This window comes from Stagnihabitans lacustris (assembly GCF_025950525.1).
In the GTDB taxonomy this organism is placed as follows: Bacteria; Pseudomonadota; Alphaproteobacteria; order Rhodobacterales; family Rhodobacteraceae; genus Stagnihabitans.
In genome coordinates, this window is the sequence record NZ_JAPDGS010000006.1 from 49,500 (window position 1) to 68,362 (window position 18,863).

Here is an 18,863-nt window from a genome sequence, read left to right on the forward strand (position 1 = left end):
CCGGGCGCGTCGCGCCAGCCTTCATCCCCGCACCTCAGGCGCGGCCAGAGGCCCCAAGACTGCGGATCACGGCCCTTGTGGCCATGGTCAGCGGGCCTTCGGTCGCTTTCAGGATCGCGATGCGGTCGAATTGGTCCGGGTCGCGCGCCAGGCTGTCGCGCAGGGCCTGACCAAAGGCCATGCGCAATTCGGTGCCGATGTTGAACTTGGCAACCCGGCTTGTGGCGGCCAACGCGCTGCGGTCCAGGGTCCCGATGCCCGACCCGCCATGCAGCACCAGAGGCACGGTCGTCCCGCTTTCGATCGCGCGCAGCCGGGCCAGGTCCAGACCGCCGCCCGGGCTGGTCTGCAGATGCACATTGCCAACCGAGATCGCCATGGCGTCGATCCCGGTCTCTTGGGCAAATCGGGCGGCCTCTGCCGGATCGGTCCCCGCCGAGGCCGCGCCCCCGGCATAGCCGACAAAGCCGATCTCTCCTTCGCAAGAGGCCCCGGCGGCATGGGCCAATTCGGCCACCGAGGCCGTCAGGTCGATGTTCTGCGCCAGGGGCAGGCTTGACCCATCGACCATGACCGAGGTGAAGCCCGCCTGCAAAGCCGCCCGGCAGTCCTCCAGCGTATAGCCGTGGTCCAGATGCGCCACGACCGGAACCGAGGCGGCCTGAGCCAGGTGGCGGAACATGGCGCCCAGGACGGGCAGGGGGGTATGGGCGCGCGCCCCCGGCCCGGCCTGCAAGATCACCGGCGCGCGCTCGGCCTCGGCTGCGGCGACATAGGCGCGCATGTCCTCCCACCCCAGGCACACAAGGCCCGGGACGGCATAGCCCTGCGCCAGCGCCGGTTGCAGGACCTGGGACAGCGTCACAAGGGTCATTTGAACTTGGCCACCATATCCATGATCCCCGGGATCGTGTGCAGTTGCGCGGCATGGGTCGGCTGGAAATGCTGCTTCAGGCTGCGCTGGCTTTGGCCGCCCAGGATGGTGAAGTAATACATCTCATAGCCCGGCAGGACGCAGCAGGGGTGATAGCCCTTGTCGATCAGCACGGTGGACCGGTTCATGATGTGATAGGCCTCGCCGGGTTCGTTATCGACGCGTTGCAGCATCTGCAGGCCGGACCCGTAATCCGGGCGAAAGCGGAAGTTGTAACATTCGTCGTGGCGGGTTTCCTCTGGAAGCCGGTCGGTGTCGTGCTTGTGGCTGGGAAAGCCCGACCAACCGCCCGCGCCTACGGTGAACAGCTCTGACACCAGAAGCCGCCCCACCCGGTCATGATAGGCGGCGCCCAGGATGTGCTTGATCTTGCGGTGAGTTTTCGTGTCATCGGAGCCATATTGCACGCGGTCGATTTGGGCCGCGCGCACGGCAAAGGGGCGCAGCGTCTCGGCGTAGTGCGCGCCTGCGACGAAGACTTCGGTATCGGTTCGGGCGGTGATCCGGGCGGCGGTGCCGGAGGGCACATAGACGCCCTCGGGCTCGCCGTCCCAGACATCGACGCCGCGGTGGCCGATGTCGGCAAAGGTCTGGCCCAGGGTTTCGACCGTCACCGTGCCGGTGGCGGGCACGATGCAGGTCTCGTAGCCCGGGGTGCGGTAGTCGAAGTGCTGGCCAACCGTCAGGCGCAGGATGTTGAAATAGACCAAGGGCACCAGGGGGTTGTCCATATCGACGATGGGGCGGTTCTGGTTGTCATGGGGGGCGATGTGCATGGGGTCTCCTGTCAGCCTTCGGTGGGGCCGCTGTGAAAGGTGATGAAGCGGTCCAACTCTGGCGTCGTGGGCATGGCGGGGGCGCATCCGACGCGCGCGACGACGATGGCGGCGGCGGCCGATCCGCGCAGGACGGCTTCGGTCAGGTCTGTGCCTTGCGCCAGGCTGGCGACCAGGTTGCCCAGGAAGGCATCCCCGGCGCCGGTGGGTTTCAGCGTCGCGGTCTGGAAGATGCCGGTCCGCGTTTCGCGCCCGAAGGCCAGGGTGATCGCGCCCTTTTCGCCCCTCTTGTAGATGACGATCTGCGCGCCAAGGCTGCCGGTAACAGGGTTGCGGGCCACAAGGCTGCGGGCCTTTTCCAGCCCCGCGCCCGGCGCCCCGGCCATGAAGTCGAATTCGACATCATTGCCGATGATCACATCGCAGACCTCTGCGGCGCGGGAATAGACCCGTGAGGCCTCGTCTGCCGAGGCCCAGGAATAGGGCCGATAGTCCACGTCAAAGATCAAGGGCAGGCCCGCCGCCCGGGCAAGGTCAAAGGCGCGGAAGGTGGCGCTGCGCGAGGGGTCACGCGCCAGCACCGTCCCCGTGGTGATCAACCCGCCAAAGCGGGTGTAATCGACCGCCTCCACATCGGCCAGCGTCATGTCGAAATCGGCGGCGCCGTTGCGATAGATGACCGACTGGCAGTTCTGGTTCCTTGTTTCCACCACGGCGAGCGAATTGCGCGCCTCGCCCCCTGTCGCGCGCACATGGGTCCGGTCCACGCCATAGGCCTCCAGTTGCGCCAGGCAGAACCGCCCCACCGCATCATCCGACACCGAGGTCAAAAGCGCAGCCCCCGCCCCCGCCCGCGTCAAAGCCACCGCGATATTGGCCGAGGACCCGCCGAGGGCCGAAGTGAACCGCGTCGCCGTCTCGATCGGCGTGCCGGGCGGATCGGCGTAAAGGTCCATGCCCGCGCGCCCGATCACCAGGCATGGCTTGGTCTGAAGGCGTGACAGGTCGGCCATCACAGACCCTGCCTTTGCGCCACGCGCCCGGCCTCGACCTCGGCGTGCTTTTCCAGGACCCGGGGCGCAGAGGAGACCTCGGGCGTCCCGATCTCCCACCAGGCGTGACCTTGGGTCGTCCAGCCCTCATGCGGATCAACCTGCATGACGATGACGCTGGTCTTGGAGGCCGCCTTGGCGCGCAAAAAGGCCGCGCCCAGGTCGGCGGGGCTGGCGACCGTCTCGGCATGGGCGCCCATCGCCCGGGCATGGGCTTCGAAATCGACGGCAAAGGGGTCAGGCACCGTCGGGCAATCGGCAATCAGGTTGTTGAAACCGGGTTGCCCGGTGTTGCCCTGCAGCTTGTTGATGACCGCAAAGCCGCCATTGTCCAAGACCAGCACGATCAGCTTTTTCCGCGTCAGAACCGAGGAATAGATGTCCGAATTCATCAACAGGTAACTGCCGTCGCCCACAAAGACCACGGTATCGGCTTCGGGCTCGGCCTCGGTCTGCGCGATCCGCGCGCCCCAGCCGCCGGCGATCTCATAGCCCATGCAGGAAAACCCGAACTCGACATCCACCGTGCCAAGGCCAAGCGTGCGCCAGTTGGCGGTGATCTCGGCCGGAAGCCCCCCTGCGGCTGTCACCACCCGGTCGCGGGGGTGGGCCAGCGCGTTCACCACCCCGATGGCCTGCGCATAGGACGCGGGCCGGTTGCCATGCGCCACATTGGCGGCCACATAGGCGTCCCAGGTCCGGCGATGGGCCTGCGCCCCCGCCGTCCAATCGGCGGGCGCTTTGGCGCCACCGAGCCCCGCGCCCAAGGCCCGCAGCCCCAAAAGCGCATCCCCCACCACCGCCAGCGACTGATGCTTGGCCGCATCCTGACGCCCGACGTTCAGCCCGATCAACCGGGCATCCGGCGCAAAGACCGTCCAGGACCCGGTCGTGAAATCCTGCAACCGCGTGCCGACCGCCAGCACGACGTCCGCCTGACCCGCCACCGCATTGGCGCTGTCCGATCCCGTCACGCCCAAGGGCCCGATGTTCAACGGATGGCTGGCCAGCATGTTCGCCCGCCCGGCAATCGTCTCGACCACCGGGATGCCATGCGCCTCGGCAAATTCCGTCAGCGCCGCCACCGCGCCGGAATACTGCACCCCGCCGCCTGCCACGATCACGGGGCGCTTGGCTTGGGCGAGAAGGGCCACGGCCTCGGTGATCTCTTGCGCATCAGGGGATTGGCGGCGGATGCGGTGGAGGCGCTTGGTAAAGAACTCAACCGGATAGTCGTATGTCCAGCCCTGCAGATCCTGCGGCAGGCCGATGAAGGCCGGGCCGCAATCGGCCGGGTCCAGCATGGTCGCCAAGGCGGCGGGCAGCGACTGCAGGATCTGGGCCGGATGGGTGATGCGGTCCCAAAACCGGCTGACCGCCTTGAAGGCGTCATTCACCCCCAGCGTCGGATTGCCGAAATGTTCAAGCTGTTGCAGCACCGGATCAGGCAGCCGCGTCAAAAACGTATCGCCGCACAGCATCAGCATGGGCAGGCGGTTGGCATGGGCCAGCGCCGCCGCGGTCAGCAGGTTCGCCGTCCCCGGCCCGGCGCTGGCCGTGCAGAACATGAACCGCCGCCGCAGGTGGTATTTCGCATAACCCGCCGCCGCAAAGCCCATGCTCTGCTCGTTCTGCCCACGATACAGCGGCAATTCCGCGCGCACAGGATACAGCGCCTCGCCCAGACAGGGCACATTGCCATGGCCAAAGATGCCAAAGCCGCCGCCACAGACGCGCACCTGACCACCGTCGATGTCGATATACTGGTTCACCAGCCAGCGCGTGATGGCTTGGGCAACGGTCAGCCGGATGGTCTGCATCAAAGGACCTTTCGAAGGGGCTTGCGCGATTTTCCGGCTCAGGATACCTATTTTGCAACCGGTTGCAATATCGGTGTTGCGGAGGGGTCCCATGGCGGAAATCGGAATAGGCCTGATCGGCGGCGGCTATATGGGCAAGGCACATGCGGTGGCGCTTTCGGCGGTGGCTGCGGTGTTTGACACGCCCTTGCGCCCCCGGCTGGAGGTGATCGCGGCGACAAGTGCGGCCTCGGCGGCGCGCTATGCCGGGGCTTACGGCTTTGCCCGCGCGACTTCGGATTGGCGCGACCTGGTGGCCGATCCGAAGGTTCAGGCCGTGGTCATCGCCGCGCCGCAAGAGACCCACCGTCAGATTGCGCTGGCGGCCTTTGCCGCGGGAAAGCCGGTGTTTTGCGAAAAGCCGCTGGGGGCGTCCTTGGCCGACGCGCAGGCGATGGTGGCGGCCGCCGAGGCTTCGGGTCAGCCCAACATGATCGGCTTCAACTATGTGCGCACGCCCGCGACGCAGTTCGTGCGGCAGCTGCTGGCCGATGGCGCGATCGGTCACGTCACCTGGTTTCGCGGTGAACATACCGAGGATTTTCTGGCCGACCCGCAGGCGCCCGCGACCTGGCGGACCACGGGGCGGGCCAATGGCTGCATGGGCGACCTTGCGCCACATGGGGTCAATTGCATGCTGGCCTTGATGGGCCCCGTGGCCCAGCTTTCGGCGCGGATCGAGACGGTCCATGCCTCCCGTCCCGGCGGCACGGTCGACAATGACGACCACGGGCAACTGATGCTGCGCTTTGCCTCTGGCGCCATGGGCCACCTTTATGTCAGCCGCGTGGCGACCGGGCGCAAGATGGGCTATGCCTATGAAATCCATGGCACAAAGGGGTCCATCCGCTTTGACCAGGAGGATCAGAACGCCGTCCACCTGTACCGCGCCGAGGGGCCAGAGGCCACGCGCGGCTTTACCCGCATCCTGACCGGCCCGGCGCATCCCGACTTTGGCGCCTTTTGTCAGGGGCCGGGGCATGGCACCGGCTATCAGGATCAAATCATCATCGAGGCGCGGGATTTCCTGCGCGCCATCTATACTGGCCAGCCGATCTGGCCGACCTTTCGCGACGGTCTGGCGGTGGCCCAGATCATCGAAACCGCGTTTCAATCCTCGAACAGCGGCCAATGGCACGCTGTCCCGACATGAGGTTCCCATGACCATCCGTATCGGCAATGCGCCCTGTTCCTGGGGTGTGGAATTCGCAGACGACCCGCGCAACCCTGCTTGGCGGCAAGTCTTGGCCGATTGCGCCGCGGCGGGCTACCGCGGGATCGAGTTGGGGCCCGTGGGCTTCATGCCCGAAGACCCAGGCGTCTTGGGTGAGGCCCTGGCGGCAAACGACCTGGAACTGATCGGCGGCGTGGTCTTTCGCCCGTTTCACGACCCGGCGAAATGGGACGAGGTTCAGGACGCCGCGCAGCGCACCTGCAAGGCGCTGGTGGCGCATGGGGCCAAGCATCTGGTGCTGATCGACAGTATCTCCCCCCGCCGTGCGCCGACCGCAGGCCGGGCGGGCGACGCCGAGCAGATGGACCCAGCCGAATGGGCGGCCTTTCGCGACCGCATCGCCCATGTGGCGCGGATCGGGGCCGAGGATTTCGGCCTGACCGTCGGTATCCATGCCCATGCGGCGGGCTTCATCGACTTTGAACCAGAGCTGGAGCGTTTGCTGGACGAGGTCGATCCCGCGATCCTGAAAATCTGCTTCGACACCGGGCATCATTCCTATGCGGGCTATGACCCGGTGGCCTTCATGCGCCGCCATATGGACCGGATATCCTATATGCATTTCAAGGACATCGACCCCGTGGTCAAGGCGGATGCCATCGCCCGGTCAACCGGGTTCTACGAGGCCTGCGGCCAGGGCATCTTCTGCAACCTGGGTCAGGGCGACGTGGACTTTCCCGCCGTCCGCCAGATCCTGCTGGAAGCGGGTTTCCAGGGCTGGTGCACCGTCGAACAGGACTGCGACCCGACGCTGGATGTCAGCCCCCTGGATGACGCCCGCAAGAACCGCGACCACCTGACCTCCATCGGATTTTGAAAGGGACCGCCATGGCACAACTGAACTGGGGCATGATCGGCGGCGGAGAGGGCAGCCAGATCGGCCCGGCGCACCGTCTGGGCGCCTTGGCCGACGGGCATTTCCGCCTGGTGGCGGGGGCCTTGGACCACAGGGCCGAACAGGGCCGCGCCTATGCGCAGCGCCTGGGCGTGGCCTCTGACCGCGCTTATGGCGACTGGACCGAGATGCTGGCCGGGGAACGGAACCGCCCCGACCGCCCCGACCTTGTGACCGTGGCCACGCCGAACTCCACCCATTTCCAGATCACCAAGGCCTTCCTGGAGGCCGGCTTCAACGTGCTGTGCGAAAAGCCGATGACCCTGACGGTCGAAGAGGGCGAAGAGATCGTAAAGGTCGCGGAAAAGACCGGCAAGATATGCGCGGTCAACTATTGTTACTCGGCCTATCCGATGGTCCGTCAGGCGCGGGCCATGGTCCAAGAGGGCCAGATCGGCAAGGTCCGGCTGGTGGTCACAAACTTCAGCCATGGCCACCACGGCGATGCGACCGATGCCGACAACCCCCGCGTCCGCTGGCGCTATGATCCGGCGATGGCGGGCGTGTCGGGCCAGTTCGCGGACTGCGGCATCCATGCCCTGCATATGGCCAGTTTCATCTGCAACGACGAGGTCACGCGGCTTTCGGCCGATTTCGCCTCGACCATTGCGTCCCGCCAGTTGGAGGATGACGCCATGGTCAACTTCCGGATGGCGGGCGGCACGGTGGGGCGGCTTTGGACCTCATCGGTTGCCATCGGGCGGCAACATGGGTTCGACATCCAGGTCTTTGGCGAGACGGGGGGCTTTCGCTGGGCATCCGAACAGCCCAACCAGTTGATCTATACGCCGCTGGGGGGCCGCACGCAGATCATGGAAAAGGGCGAGGCGGGATTGTGCGAAGACGCCCGACGTCTTAGCCGCGTGGCGATTGCCCATCCCGAGGGCTTCCCCCTGGCGGTGGCCAATATCTACTGCGACCTGGCCGATGCGATTCGCGGCGCGCCGCGCGAAGGCTTGCCCCGCGCGGCGGCGGGCCTGCGGTCGATGGCGGCGGTCCATGCGGCGGTGGCCTCGGCCAAGGCGGGCGGCGCCTGGGTTGACGCCCGCCCGCCGATGTTCCGCTAACGCAGGGTGGCGCGGTCGATCACCTGACAGGCGAAAAGCCTTGTCTGCGGCGCCATGTCGGGCGCCCCGATCGTCGCCACCACAAGGTCGATGGCCGCGTCGATGATTTCGGCAACCGGCTGGCGGATCGTCGTCAGTCCGATGTTCTGCCAGCGCGACATCTCCATGTCGTTCAGCCCGATCAGGCCGATATCCCCCGGCACCGACAACCCGGCGTCCTGAATGGCGGTCAGGGCGCCGACGGCAAGCAGATCATCGCCGCAGAAATAGGCCTCGGCCGGGGCGTCCAACAAGGCCTGCATCGCGGCGCGGCCCGCGTCAAAGGTGTAATCCGTCGCATAGGACAGCCGCACCGGCAGGCCCGCCAGCCCCTGCACAAAGCCCGCCGCCCGGTCCTGGGTCGAGGTCGCAGCCTCCGGCCCACCCAGAAAGCCCACCGACCGATAGCCGCGCTGGATCAACGCCCGCGCCGCCATCCGCCCGCAGGCGACATTGTCGATCCCCACGACATGCACATCCGGCACCGGGCGACCAAAGGCATGGACCACCGGCAGGTTCGCTGTCTTGCAGGCCAGGGCAAAGCTGGGCGGCAGGGTCGAAGAGGCCACGATGACCCCATCCACCGAATATTGCCGCAGCATCCGCACCGAGGCGGAAGGGTCGCTGGCCCCGCTAAGATTGACCAGCAGGGGCCGCAAGCCGCGGTCCTGCAGGCCGCGGGTGAACAGGTCAAAGACCTCTAATATCAGGGGGTTGTGAAAGTTGTTGGCGATCAGCCCGATCAGCTTGGTCCGCCCGGTCGTCAGGCTGGAGGCCAGCGCGTTCGGCGCATACCCCAAGTCTTGTGCCGCGGACTCGACCTTGGCCCGGGTCTTGGCCGACACCGAAGCCCCATCGGTAAAGGTCCGCGACACCGCCGATCGCGACACCCCGGCCCTTTCGGCCACATCCTTCAGGGTTACTGCCATCACCTGTCCGCGTTCTGCGCTGCAAGCGCGAGTCTATACAGGTTCGGCCCTCCGGATAAAGCCCCCCAGAAAGCCGCCCAGAAAGCCGCCCAGTCCCAGGAAACCTCCCAGAGAACTTTACAGAAGACCTCACAGAAGACCCTGTGGAAGAGCCCACAAAGAACCATCACTTGCCGGTCTGCCCTGCGGCAGGGTCAACGCCCTGCTGTCAGACACGCCGTCCCCGCTTTGGCGGGCGGGGGCAAAACGCGGGTCGCGTGACGGCCTTGGGCGGGGGCCTGTTCCTGCCCCTGGAGATGCGGTGGCCGGCCCGGATGATGCTCGGGACCCTCGGTCATCCCGGGGCGAACAGGGCGGCGCTGCGGTCGGCTTGGGCTTGGCTGCTTTGGTCAGTTGTCCCAACCCCCTCTCGCATCACCCCCGCCAGTGTAAAGCTTCGACCAGGGCGCGAAAGGCGGGGAGGTTGCGGCGGCGGCTGGGGAACTACAGGGGATAGCCGGGGAAATGCGGGCACCAGGTGTCCAGCACCGGCATAAGGCGCCCCTTTGCCACGGCTTTGGCCACCCGGGTCCTCGGAAGATAGGCTATGCCCAAGCCCGCCTCGGCGGCCCGCAGCAGGGGCAAGATCGCATTGAAGGTCAGCTGCCCCGCAACCCGGACCCGCAAGCTGTGCGCGCCACGCGCGAATTCCCAGACACAAAGCCCGCCCGAGGTCGACGGGCAGAGGTTGAAGCCCTCATGCTGGGTCAGGTCTTGCGGTTGGGCGGGCAGGCCCCGCCGCGCCAGATCGTCCGGCGCCGCCACCGTCGCCAACCGCCAATCGGCCGAGACCCGGACGGCGACACGATCGGCGGCCAGACTCTCGCCCAGCCGGATGCCGGCGTCGAAACCTTCGGCGACGATGTCGCGAAAGCCGTTGTCCTGGTTACATTCCAGCGCAATTTCGGGAGGGGCGGCCAGAAAGCCTTGCAGCCGCGGCCAAAGCAGGTTCAGCGCGTGATCCGACAGGGTCAGCCGCACCCGCCCCGCCGGGCGCGCGCCAAGCGCCATCAGGGCGGCGATCTCTTTCATCCATGGCGCAAGGGTCTGATACAGCCGCGCGCCGGCCTTTGCCAGGGCGACCCCGCGGGTGGAGCGATTGAAAAGCCCCATCGCCGCCTCCAGCCCCTTGATCCGATGCGACAGGGTGGGTTGCGACACGTCAAGCTGGCCGCCGCCCGGGTGAGGTTCAGCACCTGGACCGGGGTCTGGACCCACAAAAGGTCGTTCAGCGGCGGCGTCATTCATGGCCATATGGATCAATGCAAGCGGATTGCCGGGCAAATCATCGGGATTGGCCCGGGATAGGCAAGGCCCATGACACGCAACCTGACAATCCCCGCGATGGCGCTGTGCGCAGGCACCCTCGTCGCCTCCGAGTTCCTGCCCGTCGCACTTTTGCCCTCCATCGCCCGCGACCTTGGCATCACCGAGGGCCAGGCCGGTCAGGCGATCTCGGTCTCGGGGCTGTTTGCGGTTGTCTCCAGCCTGATGATCCCCAGGCCGCATGGACCGCAAGCGGGCGCTGGGGCTGTTTGCGCGGGCCAAGGGCGGGCGGGCGTCATCGTGACCTTGGCGCCGAACTACCCGGTGCTGATGGCGGGGCTGGCGCTGTGGGGCCTGATGCGCCAGTTGTCCGCCCTGCCGGCAAGCCCTGCGCTGCCCCTGTTGATCCTGCGGTCCTTTGCGGGGGGCTCTGGTCGGCTGGGGCGCCTGGATGACGCGGGCAATGTGGGCGCGGGCCGAGGCGGGCGGAGGTCTTCGGGTCGCGATCATGGGCGGGGCGGCTTTGGGCGGGTTGGTCTTTGATACGGCGGGCATCCGTGCCACCTTTGGGATGGCCATCGTGGCCCTGTTGGCCGCCAGCGCCCTGGCCGCCGCCACATGCCTTTCAAGGAGAGACTGATGCAGATCACCCGCGCCGGACAAACCCCTTCCCGCAAAGGCCCCGCCGCCTGGTTCACCGGCGAGATCCGGATCGACCCTCTGTTCAACCCCGAAGCCCCCGACCGCGTGCAAGGCGCGCTGGTCACGTTCCAGCCCGGCGCCCGCACCGCCTGGCACACGCATCCGCTGGGCCAGACGCTGATCGTCACGGCGGGACAAGGAAGGGTGCAACGCGCGGGCGGCCCGATCGAGGCGATCCACCCCGGCGACGTCATCACCTTTGCCCCCGGTGAACGGCACTGGCACGGCGCCGCCCCCGACACGGCCATGAGCCATATCGCCATCCACGAAGTCCAGAACGGCGAGACCGTCACCTGGGCCGACCCCGTCACCGAGGCCGATTACCTTGGCCAATAGGAGCCATCATGCGCCCCCATCCTTCACGCTCCCCATCCTTCACGCCCCCGGCGATATTCGCTTTGACGAGGTCCAAAGCCCCGCATCCTGAACCCCACCGATGCGGTCAGCAAGCTGTCGGCAAGCCGTATTTGCGGGTCTGACCTTTGGCCCTGGTGCGGGTTGCAGCCTGTCGCGGGGCCCATGCAGAGGGGCCACGATGACTGCGTCGTGCTGGTCGAGGTGGGCGCCGAGGTCAAGACGGTCAAGCCCGGCCAGTCCGCCCCGGCGTCCTTCTGCATCTGAAACAACACCTGTCCGCATGGCCGGACCGGGTTCCAGTCCTCCTGCAGCCAGCGCGAATTCATGTCGGGCGCGCAGGCCCGCTTTGCGCGGGTGCCTTTGGCCGATGGGACCCTGGTCGCCACGCCCGTGATGCCGGATGATGACCTGATCCCGGGGCTTCTGGCGGCCTCGGATGTCTTGGGCACCGGGTGGTATGCGGCGCGGGTTCAGCCCGGGGCCACGGTCGCCGTGGTGGGCGATGGTGCGGTGGGGCTGATGGGGAGGCCCCCCACTCCTCCGCTCCGCCCCTCCCGCGCCGCCGGCCTGTCGGCCGCGTTCCGGTCGGTTCCCGCCCTTGTGACTTCGGCCGGGAAACCGGGCGCCCTCCTGTTGATCGCACCCGGCCCCAAGGCGCAGGCCCCGGATCAGACGTTGACCTGGGTGCCCAGCTCGACCACGCGGCCGGCGGGGATGCGGAAATAGTCCGAGGCCGGGGCGGAATTGCGCGCCATCAGGATGAACAGTCGTGCCATCCACCCCGGGATCTCGCGCCGCGACGACAGCCGCAGCGACCGGCGCGACAGGATGAACGACGTCGCCATGATGTCGAACTTCCACCCCAGCTTGCGGCACAGCGCCAGGCCCTCGGGGACGTCGGGTTCCTCAGCATAGCCCCAGGTCAGGGTCACTTGCCGGAAGCCGGGGGCAAGATCGACCATGGTCACGCGGTCGTCGGGCGCCACGCGGGGAATATCGGCGGTGCGGATCGTCAGAACCACGTTTTGTTCGTGCAAGACCTTGAAATGCTTCAGGCTGTGCAGCAGGGCCGCCGGGGCATGATCGGGGTCCGAGGTCAGGAAGACCGCCGTGCCCGGCACTTTCTGCAGGGGTTTGGCCCCCAGCATCGCGATCAGTTTGTCCAACCCCATCTCGCCCCGGGCCTCTTTGCCCAGCACAACATCGGTTCCCTTGATCCAGGCCGTCATGATGATCACCACCAGCATGGCCAGCCCCAGGGGCAGCCAGCCGCCTTCGAAGAGTTTCAACAGGTTGGCGCCGAAAAAGATCAGGTCCAGCGCCAGAAAGGGGGTGAACAGCGCCACCGCCAGGGGCGCGGACAGGCCCCAATGCTTGTGCGCCACGATCATGGCCAGCATGGCCGTCACCACCATCGTGCCCGTCACCGCGATGCCATAGGCCGAAGCCAGCGCCGAAGAGGAGCCAAAGACCACGACCAGCGCCAGAACCGCCACCAACAGGCCCTGGTTGACGGCGGGCATGTAGATCTGGCCCTCTTGCGCCTCCGAGGTGTGGCGGATGCGCATCCGGGGCAAAAGGCGCAGTTGGATCGCCTGGCGGGTCAGGGAAAAGGCGCCCGAGATCACGGCCTGGCTGGCGATGATCGTGGCGGCGGTGGCCAGGATCACGACGGGCAAAAGCAGGGTGTCGGGGTAAAGCCGGAAGAAAGGGTTCTCCAGCGCCGAAGGGTCCTTCAATATCAGCGCGCCCTGGCCGAAGTAATTCACCAGAAGCGCGGGCAGGACAACGACGATCCAGGCCGCCTGGATGGGCCTGCGCCCGAAATGGCCCATGTCCGCGTAAAGCGCCTCGGCCCCGGTGACGGCCAGAAAGACCGCGCCCAGGACGACCAGGCCCAGCACGCCATGTGTCAGCAGGAAATGCACCGCATGCCAGGGGTTCAGCGCGCCCAGCACCTGGGGCGCGTCCATCACATGGACCAGCCCGCCCCAGGCCATGACCGCGAACCAGACCAGCGTGATCGGCCCGAAAAAGACCGCCACCGCCGCCGTGCCGCGGTATTGCACCAGGAACAGCCCGATGATGATGACGACGGAGATCAGCTCGATCCAGGGGTCGAAGGCGGTGGTGACAAGGCTTAGCCCCTCGACCGCCGACAGGACCGAAATGGCGGGCGTGATCGCCGCATCGCCAAAAAACAGCGCGGCGCCGATCAGGCCAAGCGCCAGCACCAGCGGCCTGCGCCCGCCAAGCCCGCGTTCGGCCAGGGCCAACAGCGACAGCGTCCCGCCCTCGCCCTGATTGTCGGCCCGCATCAAGAGGGCCACGTATTTCAGCGTCACGATGATCATCAAGGACCAGGTGATCAGCGACAGGACCCCCAGCACGTTGTCACCCCCGCCGCCCGAGGCCTTCATCGCCTCGCGGAAGGCATAAAGCGGCGAGGTGCCGATGTCGCCATAGACCACGCCGATGGCGGCGAGGGAAAGGGAGGCAAGCCCGGCCTTGGCGGGCGGGCTGAGTTGGGGATCGGTCATGGGGGTCTCGGATGGCACCGCCCTTGCGGCGGCCCCCCATCTGCGACCCGGACGCATAAGGAAGCGATGGGGAAGGCGTCAGGGGCCATAAGGATTGCATAAAGACGGTGGACAAACCGCGGGGGCAGGGCGACATCTTGCGCCATGACCGAGGCAAGTGACGACTTTCTGGCAAAGGCCGCCGGGCGCTGGCCGCCGGCCCCGGGGGGCTTGGCCCTGGCGGCCACCCTGGCGATTGTCGGTGGCACGGGCCTGGCCGCGCGGGTGGCCATGGCGCTTTTGCCCGCCCCTGTCTTCGCGCCCGAGATCCTGCCGCTGGTGTTCCTGGTCGCGGTGCTGATCTCGGCCGTGGTCTTCGGCTTCTGGAGCGGGCTGCTGGCCGCCATCACCGGCTTTGGCGCGCTGAATTTCCTGTTCACCGCGCCGCTTTACACCTTTCATGTGGCCCGGGTCTCGGATGTCGTGGCGCTGGTCGAGTTCCTTTTGGTGGCGGCCTTTTCCGGCTTTTTGGCGGGGCGGCTGCACGACCGGGCCCAGGCCGCGCAAACCCGGGCCGAGGCGCTGCAGGTGCTGGGCGACCTGTCCGCCGCCCTTGCCGAGGCGGGGACGGCGGATCAGGCGCTGAAGGCCGCGCTGCCGGCCCTGGCGCGGCTTTGTCAGGGGGCGGCGGTCGTCGTCACGCCCCATTCGACCTTGCCCGAGGGCGTGACGCTGGACGCGGCCACCCAGGCCGCCTGCGACCGCGCCTTGCGCAGCCAGCAGCCCTTGCCCGCCGCGGCCCCGGGATGGGAGGGCAGCCGCCTGACCTTCCTGCCCCTGGCCGAAGCCATCGCCCTTGGCCATGCGCCCCTGTCCGGCCGCGAGGCGCCAATGCGCGAGGCCGCCATCGCCGCCATGGCCCGCCAGTTGCGCTTGGCGCTGCAACGGCTGGACTTTGCCGCCCATGCAAGGGCCGAACGTCTGCGCGCCGAGGCCGAGGCCACACGGTCCGCCGTCCTGGCCTCGCTGGGCCATGACCTGCGCACGCCCCTGGCCACGATCCTTGGCGCGGCCTCGTCGCTGCGGGAACTGGACCTGTCCGCGGCCGCGCGGGATGACCTGTTGACCGCGATCGAAGAAGAGGCCGCGCGGCTGAATTCCCATGTTTCCAACCTGCTGCAGCTTTCGCGGCTGGAACTTGCGGCCGCGCCGCGCCGGGCCTGGGTCGACCTGGGCGACCTTGCGACGGCTGCCGCGACGCGGCTGCACAGGGCGGTCAAGGCGGCTGACCTGCGGCTGAGCCTGGGCGACTTGCCGATGATCCAAAGCGAGGGCGGCTTGATCGAACAGGCGCTGTTCAACCTGATGCACAATGCGCTGTCCCATGGCCGCGGCCCGGTGACGCTCACCAGCCTTGAGACGCCCGCGACCCTGCAGCTGAGGATTGCCGACCAGGGTCCCGGCCTGCCCGCGGCGCTGCAGGCCTGGTTGGACGGTCCCGACTTGCGCCCCGCGCCGGGGCAAAGCGGCCTGGGCCTTGCCGTGGCCAAGGGCATCGCGCGCCACCTGGGCGGCGGCCTGACCTGGACCGAGGGCGCCTTGACCCTGAGCCTGCCGAAATGACCAAGCCCCTGATCCTGATCGTCGACGACGAGGCGCAGATCTTGCGCTTTCTGGGCCATGCCCTGGCCGCGGCGGGCTATGACACCTGCACCGCAGCCACGGGCGCCGAGGCCCTGGCGCAGGTGGCCGCTGCCCGGCCCGACCTGATGGTCCTGGACCTTGGCCTGCCCGACATGGACGGCAAGGCGGTGATCGAGACCCTGCGCGCGGGCTCTGACATCCCGGTGATCGTCCTGTCGGCCCGCGATCAAGAGATGGAGAAGATCATGGCGCTGGACCTTGGCGCCGATGATTTCGTGGCCAAGCCCTTTGCCATAGGCGAGCTTCTGGCGCGGCTGCGGGTTTGCCTGCGTCCGGCCCGCAAGGGGGCCGAGCCGCTCTTGCGCCTGGGTCCGTTGCAAATCGACCTTGCCGCCCATCAGGTCACGCGGGAGGGCGCCGAAATCCACCTGACGCCCAAGGAATTCGACCTGCTTCTGGCCTTGGCCGAGACCCCGGGCCGCGTGTTGACCCACCGCCAGCTTTTGGCGCGCATCTGGGGCCCCGCCCATGTCGAGGACGTGCCCTATCTGCGCGTCTTCATCGGGCAATTGCGCCAGAAGGTCGAGGCCGACCCCGCCCAACCCGTCCTGATCCTGACCGAACCCGGCGTGGGCTATCGCGGTGCGCAGCCCAAATGAGCGACCCGGGCGGCGCCTGGTCGGATGCGGTCGCAGCCACCCGCAGACAGCGGCGGCTTTTGGCCTCTAGGTAGTTTCCGAGCCTGCCGCCGTGACACGCGCGGGCCTAGGCTTGACCCCGAAGTGGTCCGCCCATGCGACCCGAAGGGAAAGGTCCCCCATGCCCGAACACGAAACGCCCCTGATGCCCGATCTTGCAGCGGATGAAAGCCGCATCCTGGCGCGGGTCTTCCAGCATCCGCTGACCCATAACCTGACCTGGCGCGAGGTTGAACGGCTCTTTGGCGCCATCGGGTCCGCAACCCATGCGCCCAATGGCCATCTTGTCCTGACCGTCGGCGCCGGGCGCCTGACGCTGGATGCGGCACGCCACGGCCCGCTTGAACCCGACGACGTCATGGCGCTGCGCCATTTCCTGACCCACGAGGGCAAGGCGCAAGAGGCTGTCACCAGCGATGACCTGGTCGTCGTCATCGACCATGCCGAAGCGCGGGTTTATCCGCTGCCCCCCGCGCCGGGCCCACTTCCGCAGGAACGGCATCACCTGCACCATTCCACCGACCGCAGCCAGCAAGACTCCGACCGCGACGAAAACTTTCCGGCCGACAAGCGCTTCTTTGACGCCATCGCCACGGCGGTGGCGGGCCAGGGGCGGATCGTCGTCATCGGTCACGGCACGGGCCAAAGCAACGAGGCCCATCACCTGATGACCTGGCTTGGCGCCCACCGCGCCCCGGTCCATGCCCGTGTCGCCTGCACCCTGACGGCCGACCTGTCCCATGCGACGCTGCGCCAGCTTCTGGACGACGCGCGTCAATCCCTCTCTGCAACCCACCCGAAAGGTGCATCATGACCAAACCGCAAACCGTGCTAGAGATGGTCCGCCACGACGCCCAGGACCTGCACAGGAAGATCAGCGCCAACCTGGCCAAGGCGGCCTCTGCCAGTTGGGCCGATGTCGAGGCCGTTCAGGCCGATGCCGCCGCCCTGTCGGCCAAGATGAAGACCCTGGCCAAGGACCAGGCCCAGGCGGTGCAAGACGGGCTGAAGGCGGCGATTGCGCGGCTTGAGGCCTCGGCCAAGGTGGTCAAGACCAAAGTCGGCGCCACCAGCGCAGAAATCCACCACGCCAACACCGCGATGCTGGAGGGCGCGCATGAGGCAGCCCTTGGGCTGAGCCAGGCGGTCGCCGCCGCCCGCTCCAAGCTGGCCCATGCCATCGAGCCCAAAGCGGAACCCAAACCGGAACCCAAATCTGGCACGTCGAAGGTGCCCGCATGAACACCTATATCGCTGTCGTCTTTCATTCGGACGCCGAGGCCCGTCTCGCCTTGCGCAAGCTGTGGGTCATGGATGAGGCCGGGGACCTGACCGTCCATGGCGCGGCGGTCGTGCGCCGCGATGACCAGGGCCATATCCGGGTGGCAGACCGCTCGTCAGACCTGGGGATGAGCACCGCGATCGGCGTCGGGGTCGGCGCGCTTTTGGGGCTGCTTGCGGGCCCTGTTGGCGTGGCGGCAGGCATCGCCGGGGCAGCCAGCCTGTCGGTGGGGGCTGCGGCGGGGGTGGGCGCCATGGCAGGCGCCGCCATTGGCATCACCGCCGATGCGGTCAAGGAAGACCGGCGCGAAACGGCAATCGACGAGGCCTTCTTTACGCTGAAACATGGCCAATCCGCCATGGTCGCCGAAATCTCGGAGGACTACACCGCGCTGCTGGATGACGCGATGCAGCCCCTGGGCGGCACGGTCTATCGTTGCCTGAATACGGCTGCGACCAATGCGGCCTTTGGCGACAGCTATTACAGCCGCTACCTTTACCCCTATGATTATCCGCCGATGGGATATTGACCAAAGCCGGGCCGCAGGATGTGCGGCCCGGCCTTATCGCTTGCGGCAATCGCCCTCTTGCGCGGCCCCCAGGGCCAGCCGGGTCAGCGCCGGCAAAGAGGTCGCCCCGGTGCGCGCCATGATGGCGGCCCGGTGATTTTCGACCGTGCGCGGGCTGATCCCCAAAATCCCTGCGATGACCTTGCTGGGCCGTCCGGCCAGCACAAAGCTCAGGACCTGGCCCTGGCGCCGGGTCAGGGAGAAGGGGGAAAGATCAGGGGGCATGACGGGCTCCGGGTTGGGATGTTTCACCCTAGACCGGCGGCCCTGCCGCCCTGCTGCCCCAGATCAGGACGCCGCAGCGAAAGGTTCCGCTGCGGCGCAGGTGTTCAGTTGACGCGGATGTCGTTGCTGACCGAGGTCACGCCCGGCGCGGCCCAGGCGGCATTGCCGGCAAGCTCGCGCTCGTCCCAATATTCCACCGTCCCGGTCAGCGTCACGCGGCCATCGGTCGTGGCGACGTCGATCTTTTCGGGGCTGAACCACGACCGGTTCAGGGCGCTCATGATATCGGCCTTGATATTGACCGCGCTGGCCTGCGGCTTGATCGCGATCTGGTTCGACACCCCCGTGACGCCCCAAAGCCTGCGCACGGCATCGGCGGCCGCGTCATGCTGGAAATGCCAATGCACATCGCCCGTCAACGTGACCCAGCCCTTGTTGACCGTCACCTTGACCGCATCCTTGGGCACCGAGGTGTTCCAGGCCAGCCGGTCCACGGCCGCCGCCGCAATCTCGGCATCGCCATGTTTGACATCCGAGGGCAACTTCACCTCGATCTCTTCGGCCACCGCCTTGACATCCTTGACCCGCAAGGCCGCCGTCTCGGCGCCATGCTTTTCGGCATAGGTCGAAACCGAGCCCATCAGCGTGACGACCCCATCCTTGGCGGTGACGCCAATATGGGCGGCGTTCACCGAGGGCTCCCATTTCAATTCGTCCAGAACGGCTTGCTTCAGGTGTGTGTCATCGGACATCGCTGTCTCCTTGCGGCACCGGGGTG

Annotated in this window: 21 protein-coding genes; 12 read left to right on the top strand and 9 right to left on the bottom strand. The window is 67.3% G+C overall.

The window, feature by feature from the left end; genetic code table 11:
* Positions 1 to 34 precede the first annotated feature (34 nt).
* The 4 genes from NX862_RS14310 to iolD are packed head-to-tail and all read right to left on the bottom strand — an operon-like array spanning position 35 to position 4,582.
* A complete protein-coding gene (locus NX862_RS14310; protein ID WP_264494607.1) occupies positions 35 to 874 on the bottom strand; it encodes a class II fructose-bisphosphate aldolase in 840 nt (279 codons plus the stop codon).
* Entirely contained in the window at positions 871 to 1,710 is an 840-nt protein-coding gene (locus NX862_RS14315; RefSeq protein ID WP_264494608.1) for a 5-deoxy-glucuronate isomerase, read from the bottom strand. The genes NX862_RS14310 and NX862_RS14315 overlap by 4 nt, the downstream gene beginning before the upstream one ends.
* An 11-nt stretch (positions 1,711 to 1,721) precedes the next feature.
* Entirely contained in the window at positions 1,722 to 2,723 is a 1,002-nt protein-coding gene (iolC, locus tag NX862_RS14320; RefSeq protein WP_264494609.1) for a 5-dehydro-2-deoxygluconokinase, read from the bottom strand.
* The gene (gene iolD, locus NX862_RS14325; protein WP_264494610.1) at positions 2,723 to 4,582 is read right to left on the bottom strand and encodes a 3D-(3,5/4)-trihydroxycyclohexane-1,2-dione acylhydrolase (decyclizing); all 1,860 of its coding nucleotides are present in this window, start codon (positions 4,580 to 4,582) and stop codon (positions 2,723 to 2,725) included. Before iolD ends, iolC begins: the two co-directional genes overlap by 1 nt.
* A gap of 91 nt (positions 4,583 to 4,673) precedes the next feature.
* Between iolD and NX862_RS14330 the strand changes: the two genes are divergently transcribed.
* From NX862_RS14330 to NX862_RS14340, 3 genes are read left to right on the top strand one after another with little or no spacing between them, the layout of a single operon-like run.
* Positions 4,674 to 5,774: a Gfo/Idh/MocA family protein gene (locus tag NX862_RS14330; RefSeq protein ID WP_264494611.1), complete on the top strand. Its 1,101-nt coding sequence runs from the start codon at positions 4,674 to 4,676 to the stop codon at positions 5,772 to 5,774.
* Positions 5,775 to 5,781: 7 nt separating this feature from the next.
* The gene (locus NX862_RS14335; protein WP_264494612.1) at positions 5,782 to 6,672 is read left to right on the top strand and encodes a TIM barrel protein; all 891 of its coding nucleotides are present in this window, start codon (positions 5,782 to 5,784) and stop codon (positions 6,670 to 6,672) included.
* An 11-nt stretch (positions 6,673 to 6,683) separates the two neighbouring features.
* Entirely contained in the window at positions 6,684 to 7,817 is a 1,134-nt protein-coding gene (locus tag NX862_RS14340; RefSeq protein ID WP_264494613.1) for a Gfo/Idh/MocA family protein, read from the top strand.
* Here the strand turns inward: NX862_RS14340 and NX862_RS14345 are convergent.
* Positions 7,814 to 8,785: a LacI family DNA-binding transcriptional regulator gene (locus NX862_RS14345; RefSeq protein WP_264494614.1), complete on the bottom strand. Its 972-nt coding sequence runs from the start codon at positions 8,783 to 8,785 to the stop codon at positions 7,814 to 7,816. The two genes, NX862_RS14340 and NX862_RS14345, sit on opposite strands and share 4 nt — an antisense overlap.
* 483 nt (positions 8,786 to 9,268) lie before the next feature.
* A complete protein-coding gene (locus tag NX862_RS14350) occupies positions 9,269 to 9,985 on the bottom strand; it encodes a LysR substrate-binding domain-containing protein (RefSeq protein WP_264494615.1) in 717 nt (238 codons plus the stop codon).
* Positions 9,986 to 10,141: 156 nt separating this feature from the next.
* Between NX862_RS14350 and NX862_RS14355 the strand changes: the two genes are divergently transcribed.
* From NX862_RS14355 to NX862_RS14370, 4 genes are all read left to right on the top strand, one after another.
* Complete coding sequence (locus tag NX862_RS14355; protein WP_264494616.1) at positions 10,142 to 10,633, top strand: hypothetical protein; 492 nt, start codon at positions 10,142 to 10,144, stop codon at positions 10,631 to 10,633.
* A 96-nt stretch (positions 10,634 to 10,729) separates the two neighbouring features.
* On the top strand, positions 10,730 to 11,128 hold the full coding sequence (locus NX862_RS14360) for a (R)-mandelonitrile lyase (protein ID WP_264494617.1): 399 nt from the start codon (positions 10,730 to 10,732) through the stop codon (positions 11,126 to 11,128).
* A 129-nt stretch (positions 11,129 to 11,257) separates the two neighbouring features.
* On the top strand, positions 11,258 to 11,413 hold the full coding sequence (locus NX862_RS14365) for a hypothetical protein (protein WP_413694578.1): 156 nt from the start codon (positions 11,258 to 11,260) through the stop codon (positions 11,411 to 11,413).
* 60 nt (positions 11,414 to 11,473) lie between these two features.
* On the top strand, positions 11,474 to 11,875 hold the full coding sequence (locus NX862_RS14370; protein WP_264494619.1) for a hypothetical protein: 402 nt from the start codon (positions 11,474 to 11,476) through the stop codon (positions 11,873 to 11,875).
* Here NX862_RS14370 and NX862_RS14375 read toward each other — a convergent pair.
* Complete coding sequence (locus NX862_RS14375) at positions 11,818 to 13,689, bottom strand: potassium transporter Kup (RefSeq protein ID WP_264494620.1); 1,872 nt, start codon at positions 13,687 to 13,689, stop codon at positions 11,818 to 11,820. The genes NX862_RS14370 and NX862_RS14375 overlap by 58 nt on opposite strands.
* 144 nt (positions 13,690 to 13,833) lie before the next feature.
* On the opposite strand from NX862_RS14375, the gene NX862_RS14380 reads away from it, so the two are divergent.
* From NX862_RS14380 to NX862_RS14400, 5 genes are all read left to right on the top strand, one after another.
* Positions 13,834 to 15,291 carry a DUF4118 domain-containing protein gene (locus NX862_RS14380; protein WP_264494621.1) on the top strand — a complete coding sequence of 486 codons (1,458 nt, stop codon included), beginning with the start codon at positions 13,834 to 13,836 and terminating at the stop codon, positions 15,289 to 15,291.
* A complete protein-coding gene (locus tag NX862_RS14385; protein ID WP_264494622.1) occupies positions 15,288 to 15,971 on the top strand; it encodes a response regulator in 684 nt (227 codons plus the stop codon). The genes NX862_RS14380 and NX862_RS14385 overlap by 4 nt, the downstream gene beginning before the upstream one ends.
* A gap of 160 nt (positions 15,972 to 16,131) precedes the next feature.
* On the top strand, positions 16,132 to 16,824 hold the full coding sequence (locus NX862_RS14390; protein ID WP_264494623.1) for a hypothetical protein: 693 nt from the start codon (positions 16,132 to 16,134) through the stop codon (positions 16,822 to 16,824).
* Entirely contained in the window at positions 16,821 to 17,252 is a 432-nt protein-coding gene (locus NX862_RS14395; RefSeq protein WP_264494624.1) for a hypothetical protein, read from the top strand. Before NX862_RS14390 ends, NX862_RS14395 begins: the two co-directional genes overlap by 4 nt.
* Positions 17,249 to 17,821 (top strand): hypothetical protein, encoded by a 573-nt coding sequence (locus NX862_RS14400; RefSeq protein ID WP_264494625.1) that lies wholly within the window; start codon positions 17,249 to 17,251, stop codon positions 17,819 to 17,821. The genes NX862_RS14395 and NX862_RS14400 overlap by 4 nt, the downstream gene beginning before the upstream one ends.
* 33 nt (positions 17,822 to 17,854) lie before the next feature.
* Here the strand turns inward: NX862_RS14400 and NX862_RS14405 are convergent, their stop codons facing one another.
* Complete coding sequence (locus NX862_RS14405) at positions 17,855 to 18,085, bottom strand: LuxR C-terminal-related transcriptional regulator (RefSeq protein WP_264494626.1); 231 nt, start codon at positions 18,083 to 18,085, stop codon at positions 17,855 to 17,857.
* A gap of 104 nt (positions 18,086 to 18,189) precedes the next feature.
* The gene (locus NX862_RS14410; RefSeq protein WP_264494627.1) at positions 18,190 to 18,837 is read right to left on the bottom strand and encodes a BON domain-containing protein; all 648 of its coding nucleotides are present in this window, start codon (positions 18,835 to 18,837) and stop codon (positions 18,190 to 18,192) included.
* Positions 18,838 to 18,863 lie beyond the last annotated feature (26 nt).

Excerpts from the sequence above, each read along its gene's own strand:
- NX862_RS14310 (WP_264494607.1), bottom strand. The coding sequence starts at position 874 with ATGACCCTTGTGACGCTGTCCCAGGTCCTGCAACCGGCGCTGGCGCAG.
- NX862_RS14315 (WP_264494608.1), bottom strand. The coding sequence starts at position 1,710 with ATGCACATCGCCCCCCATGACAACCAGAACCGCCCCATCGTCGATATG.
- iolC (WP_264494609.1), bottom strand. The coding sequence starts at position 2,723 with ATGGCCGACCTGTCACGCCTTCAGACCAAGCCATGCCTGGTGATCGGG.
- iolD (WP_264494610.1), bottom strand. The coding sequence starts at position 4,582 with ATGCAGACCATCCGGCTGACCGTTGCCCAAGCCATCACGCGCTGGCTG.
- NX862_RS14330 (WP_264494611.1), top strand. The coding sequence starts at position 4,674 with ATGGCGGAAATCGGAATAGGCCTGATCGGCGGCGGCTATATGGGCAAG.
- NX862_RS14335 (WP_264494612.1), top strand. The coding sequence starts at position 5,782 with ATGACCATCCGTATCGGCAATGCGCCCTGTTCCTGGGGTGTGGAATTC.
- NX862_RS14340 (WP_264494613.1), top strand. The coding sequence starts at position 6,684 with ATGGCACAACTGAACTGGGGCATGATCGGCGGCGGAGAGGGCAGCCAG.
- NX862_RS14345 (WP_264494614.1), bottom strand. The coding sequence starts at position 8,785 with ATGGCAGTAACCCTGAAGGATGTGGCCGAAAGGGCCGGGGTGTCGCGA.
- NX862_RS14355 (WP_264494616.1), top strand. The coding sequence starts at position 10,142 with ATGACACGCAACCTGACAATCCCCGCGATGGCGCTGTGCGCAGGCACC.
- NX862_RS14360 (WP_264494617.1), top strand. The coding sequence starts at position 10,730 with ATGCAGATCACCCGCGCCGGACAAACCCCTTCCCGCAAAGGCCCCGCC.
- NX862_RS14370 (WP_264494619.1), top strand. The coding sequence starts at position 11,474 with ATGTCGGGCGCGCAGGCCCGCTTTGCGCGGGTGCCTTTGGCCGATGGG.
- NX862_RS14375 (WP_264494620.1), bottom strand. The coding sequence starts at position 13,689 with ATGACCGATCCCCAACTCAGCCCGCCCGCCAAGGCCGGGCTTGCCTCC.
- NX862_RS14380 (WP_264494621.1), top strand. The coding sequence starts at position 13,834 with ATGACCGAGGCAAGTGACGACTTTCTGGCAAAGGCCGCCGGGCGCTGG.
- NX862_RS14385 (WP_264494622.1), top strand. The coding sequence starts at position 15,288 with ATGACCAAGCCCCTGATCCTGATCGTCGACGACGAGGCGCAGATCTTG.
- NX862_RS14390 (WP_264494623.1), top strand. The coding sequence starts at position 16,132 with ATGCCCGAACACGAAACGCCCCTGATGCCCGATCTTGCAGCGGATGAA.
- NX862_RS14395 (WP_264494624.1), top strand. The coding sequence starts at position 16,821 with ATGACCAAACCGCAAACCGTGCTAGAGATGGTCCGCCACGACGCCCAG.
- NX862_RS14400 (WP_264494625.1), top strand. The coding sequence starts at position 17,249 with ATGAACACCTATATCGCTGTCGTCTTTCATTCGGACGCCGAGGCCCGT.
- NX862_RS14405 (WP_264494626.1), bottom strand. The coding sequence starts at position 18,085 with ATGCCCCCTGATCTTTCCCCCTTCTCCCTGACCCGGCGCCAGGGCCAG.
- NX862_RS14410 (WP_264494627.1), bottom strand. The coding sequence starts at position 18,837 with ATGTCCGATGACACACACCTGAAGCAAGCCGTTCTGGACGAATTGAAA.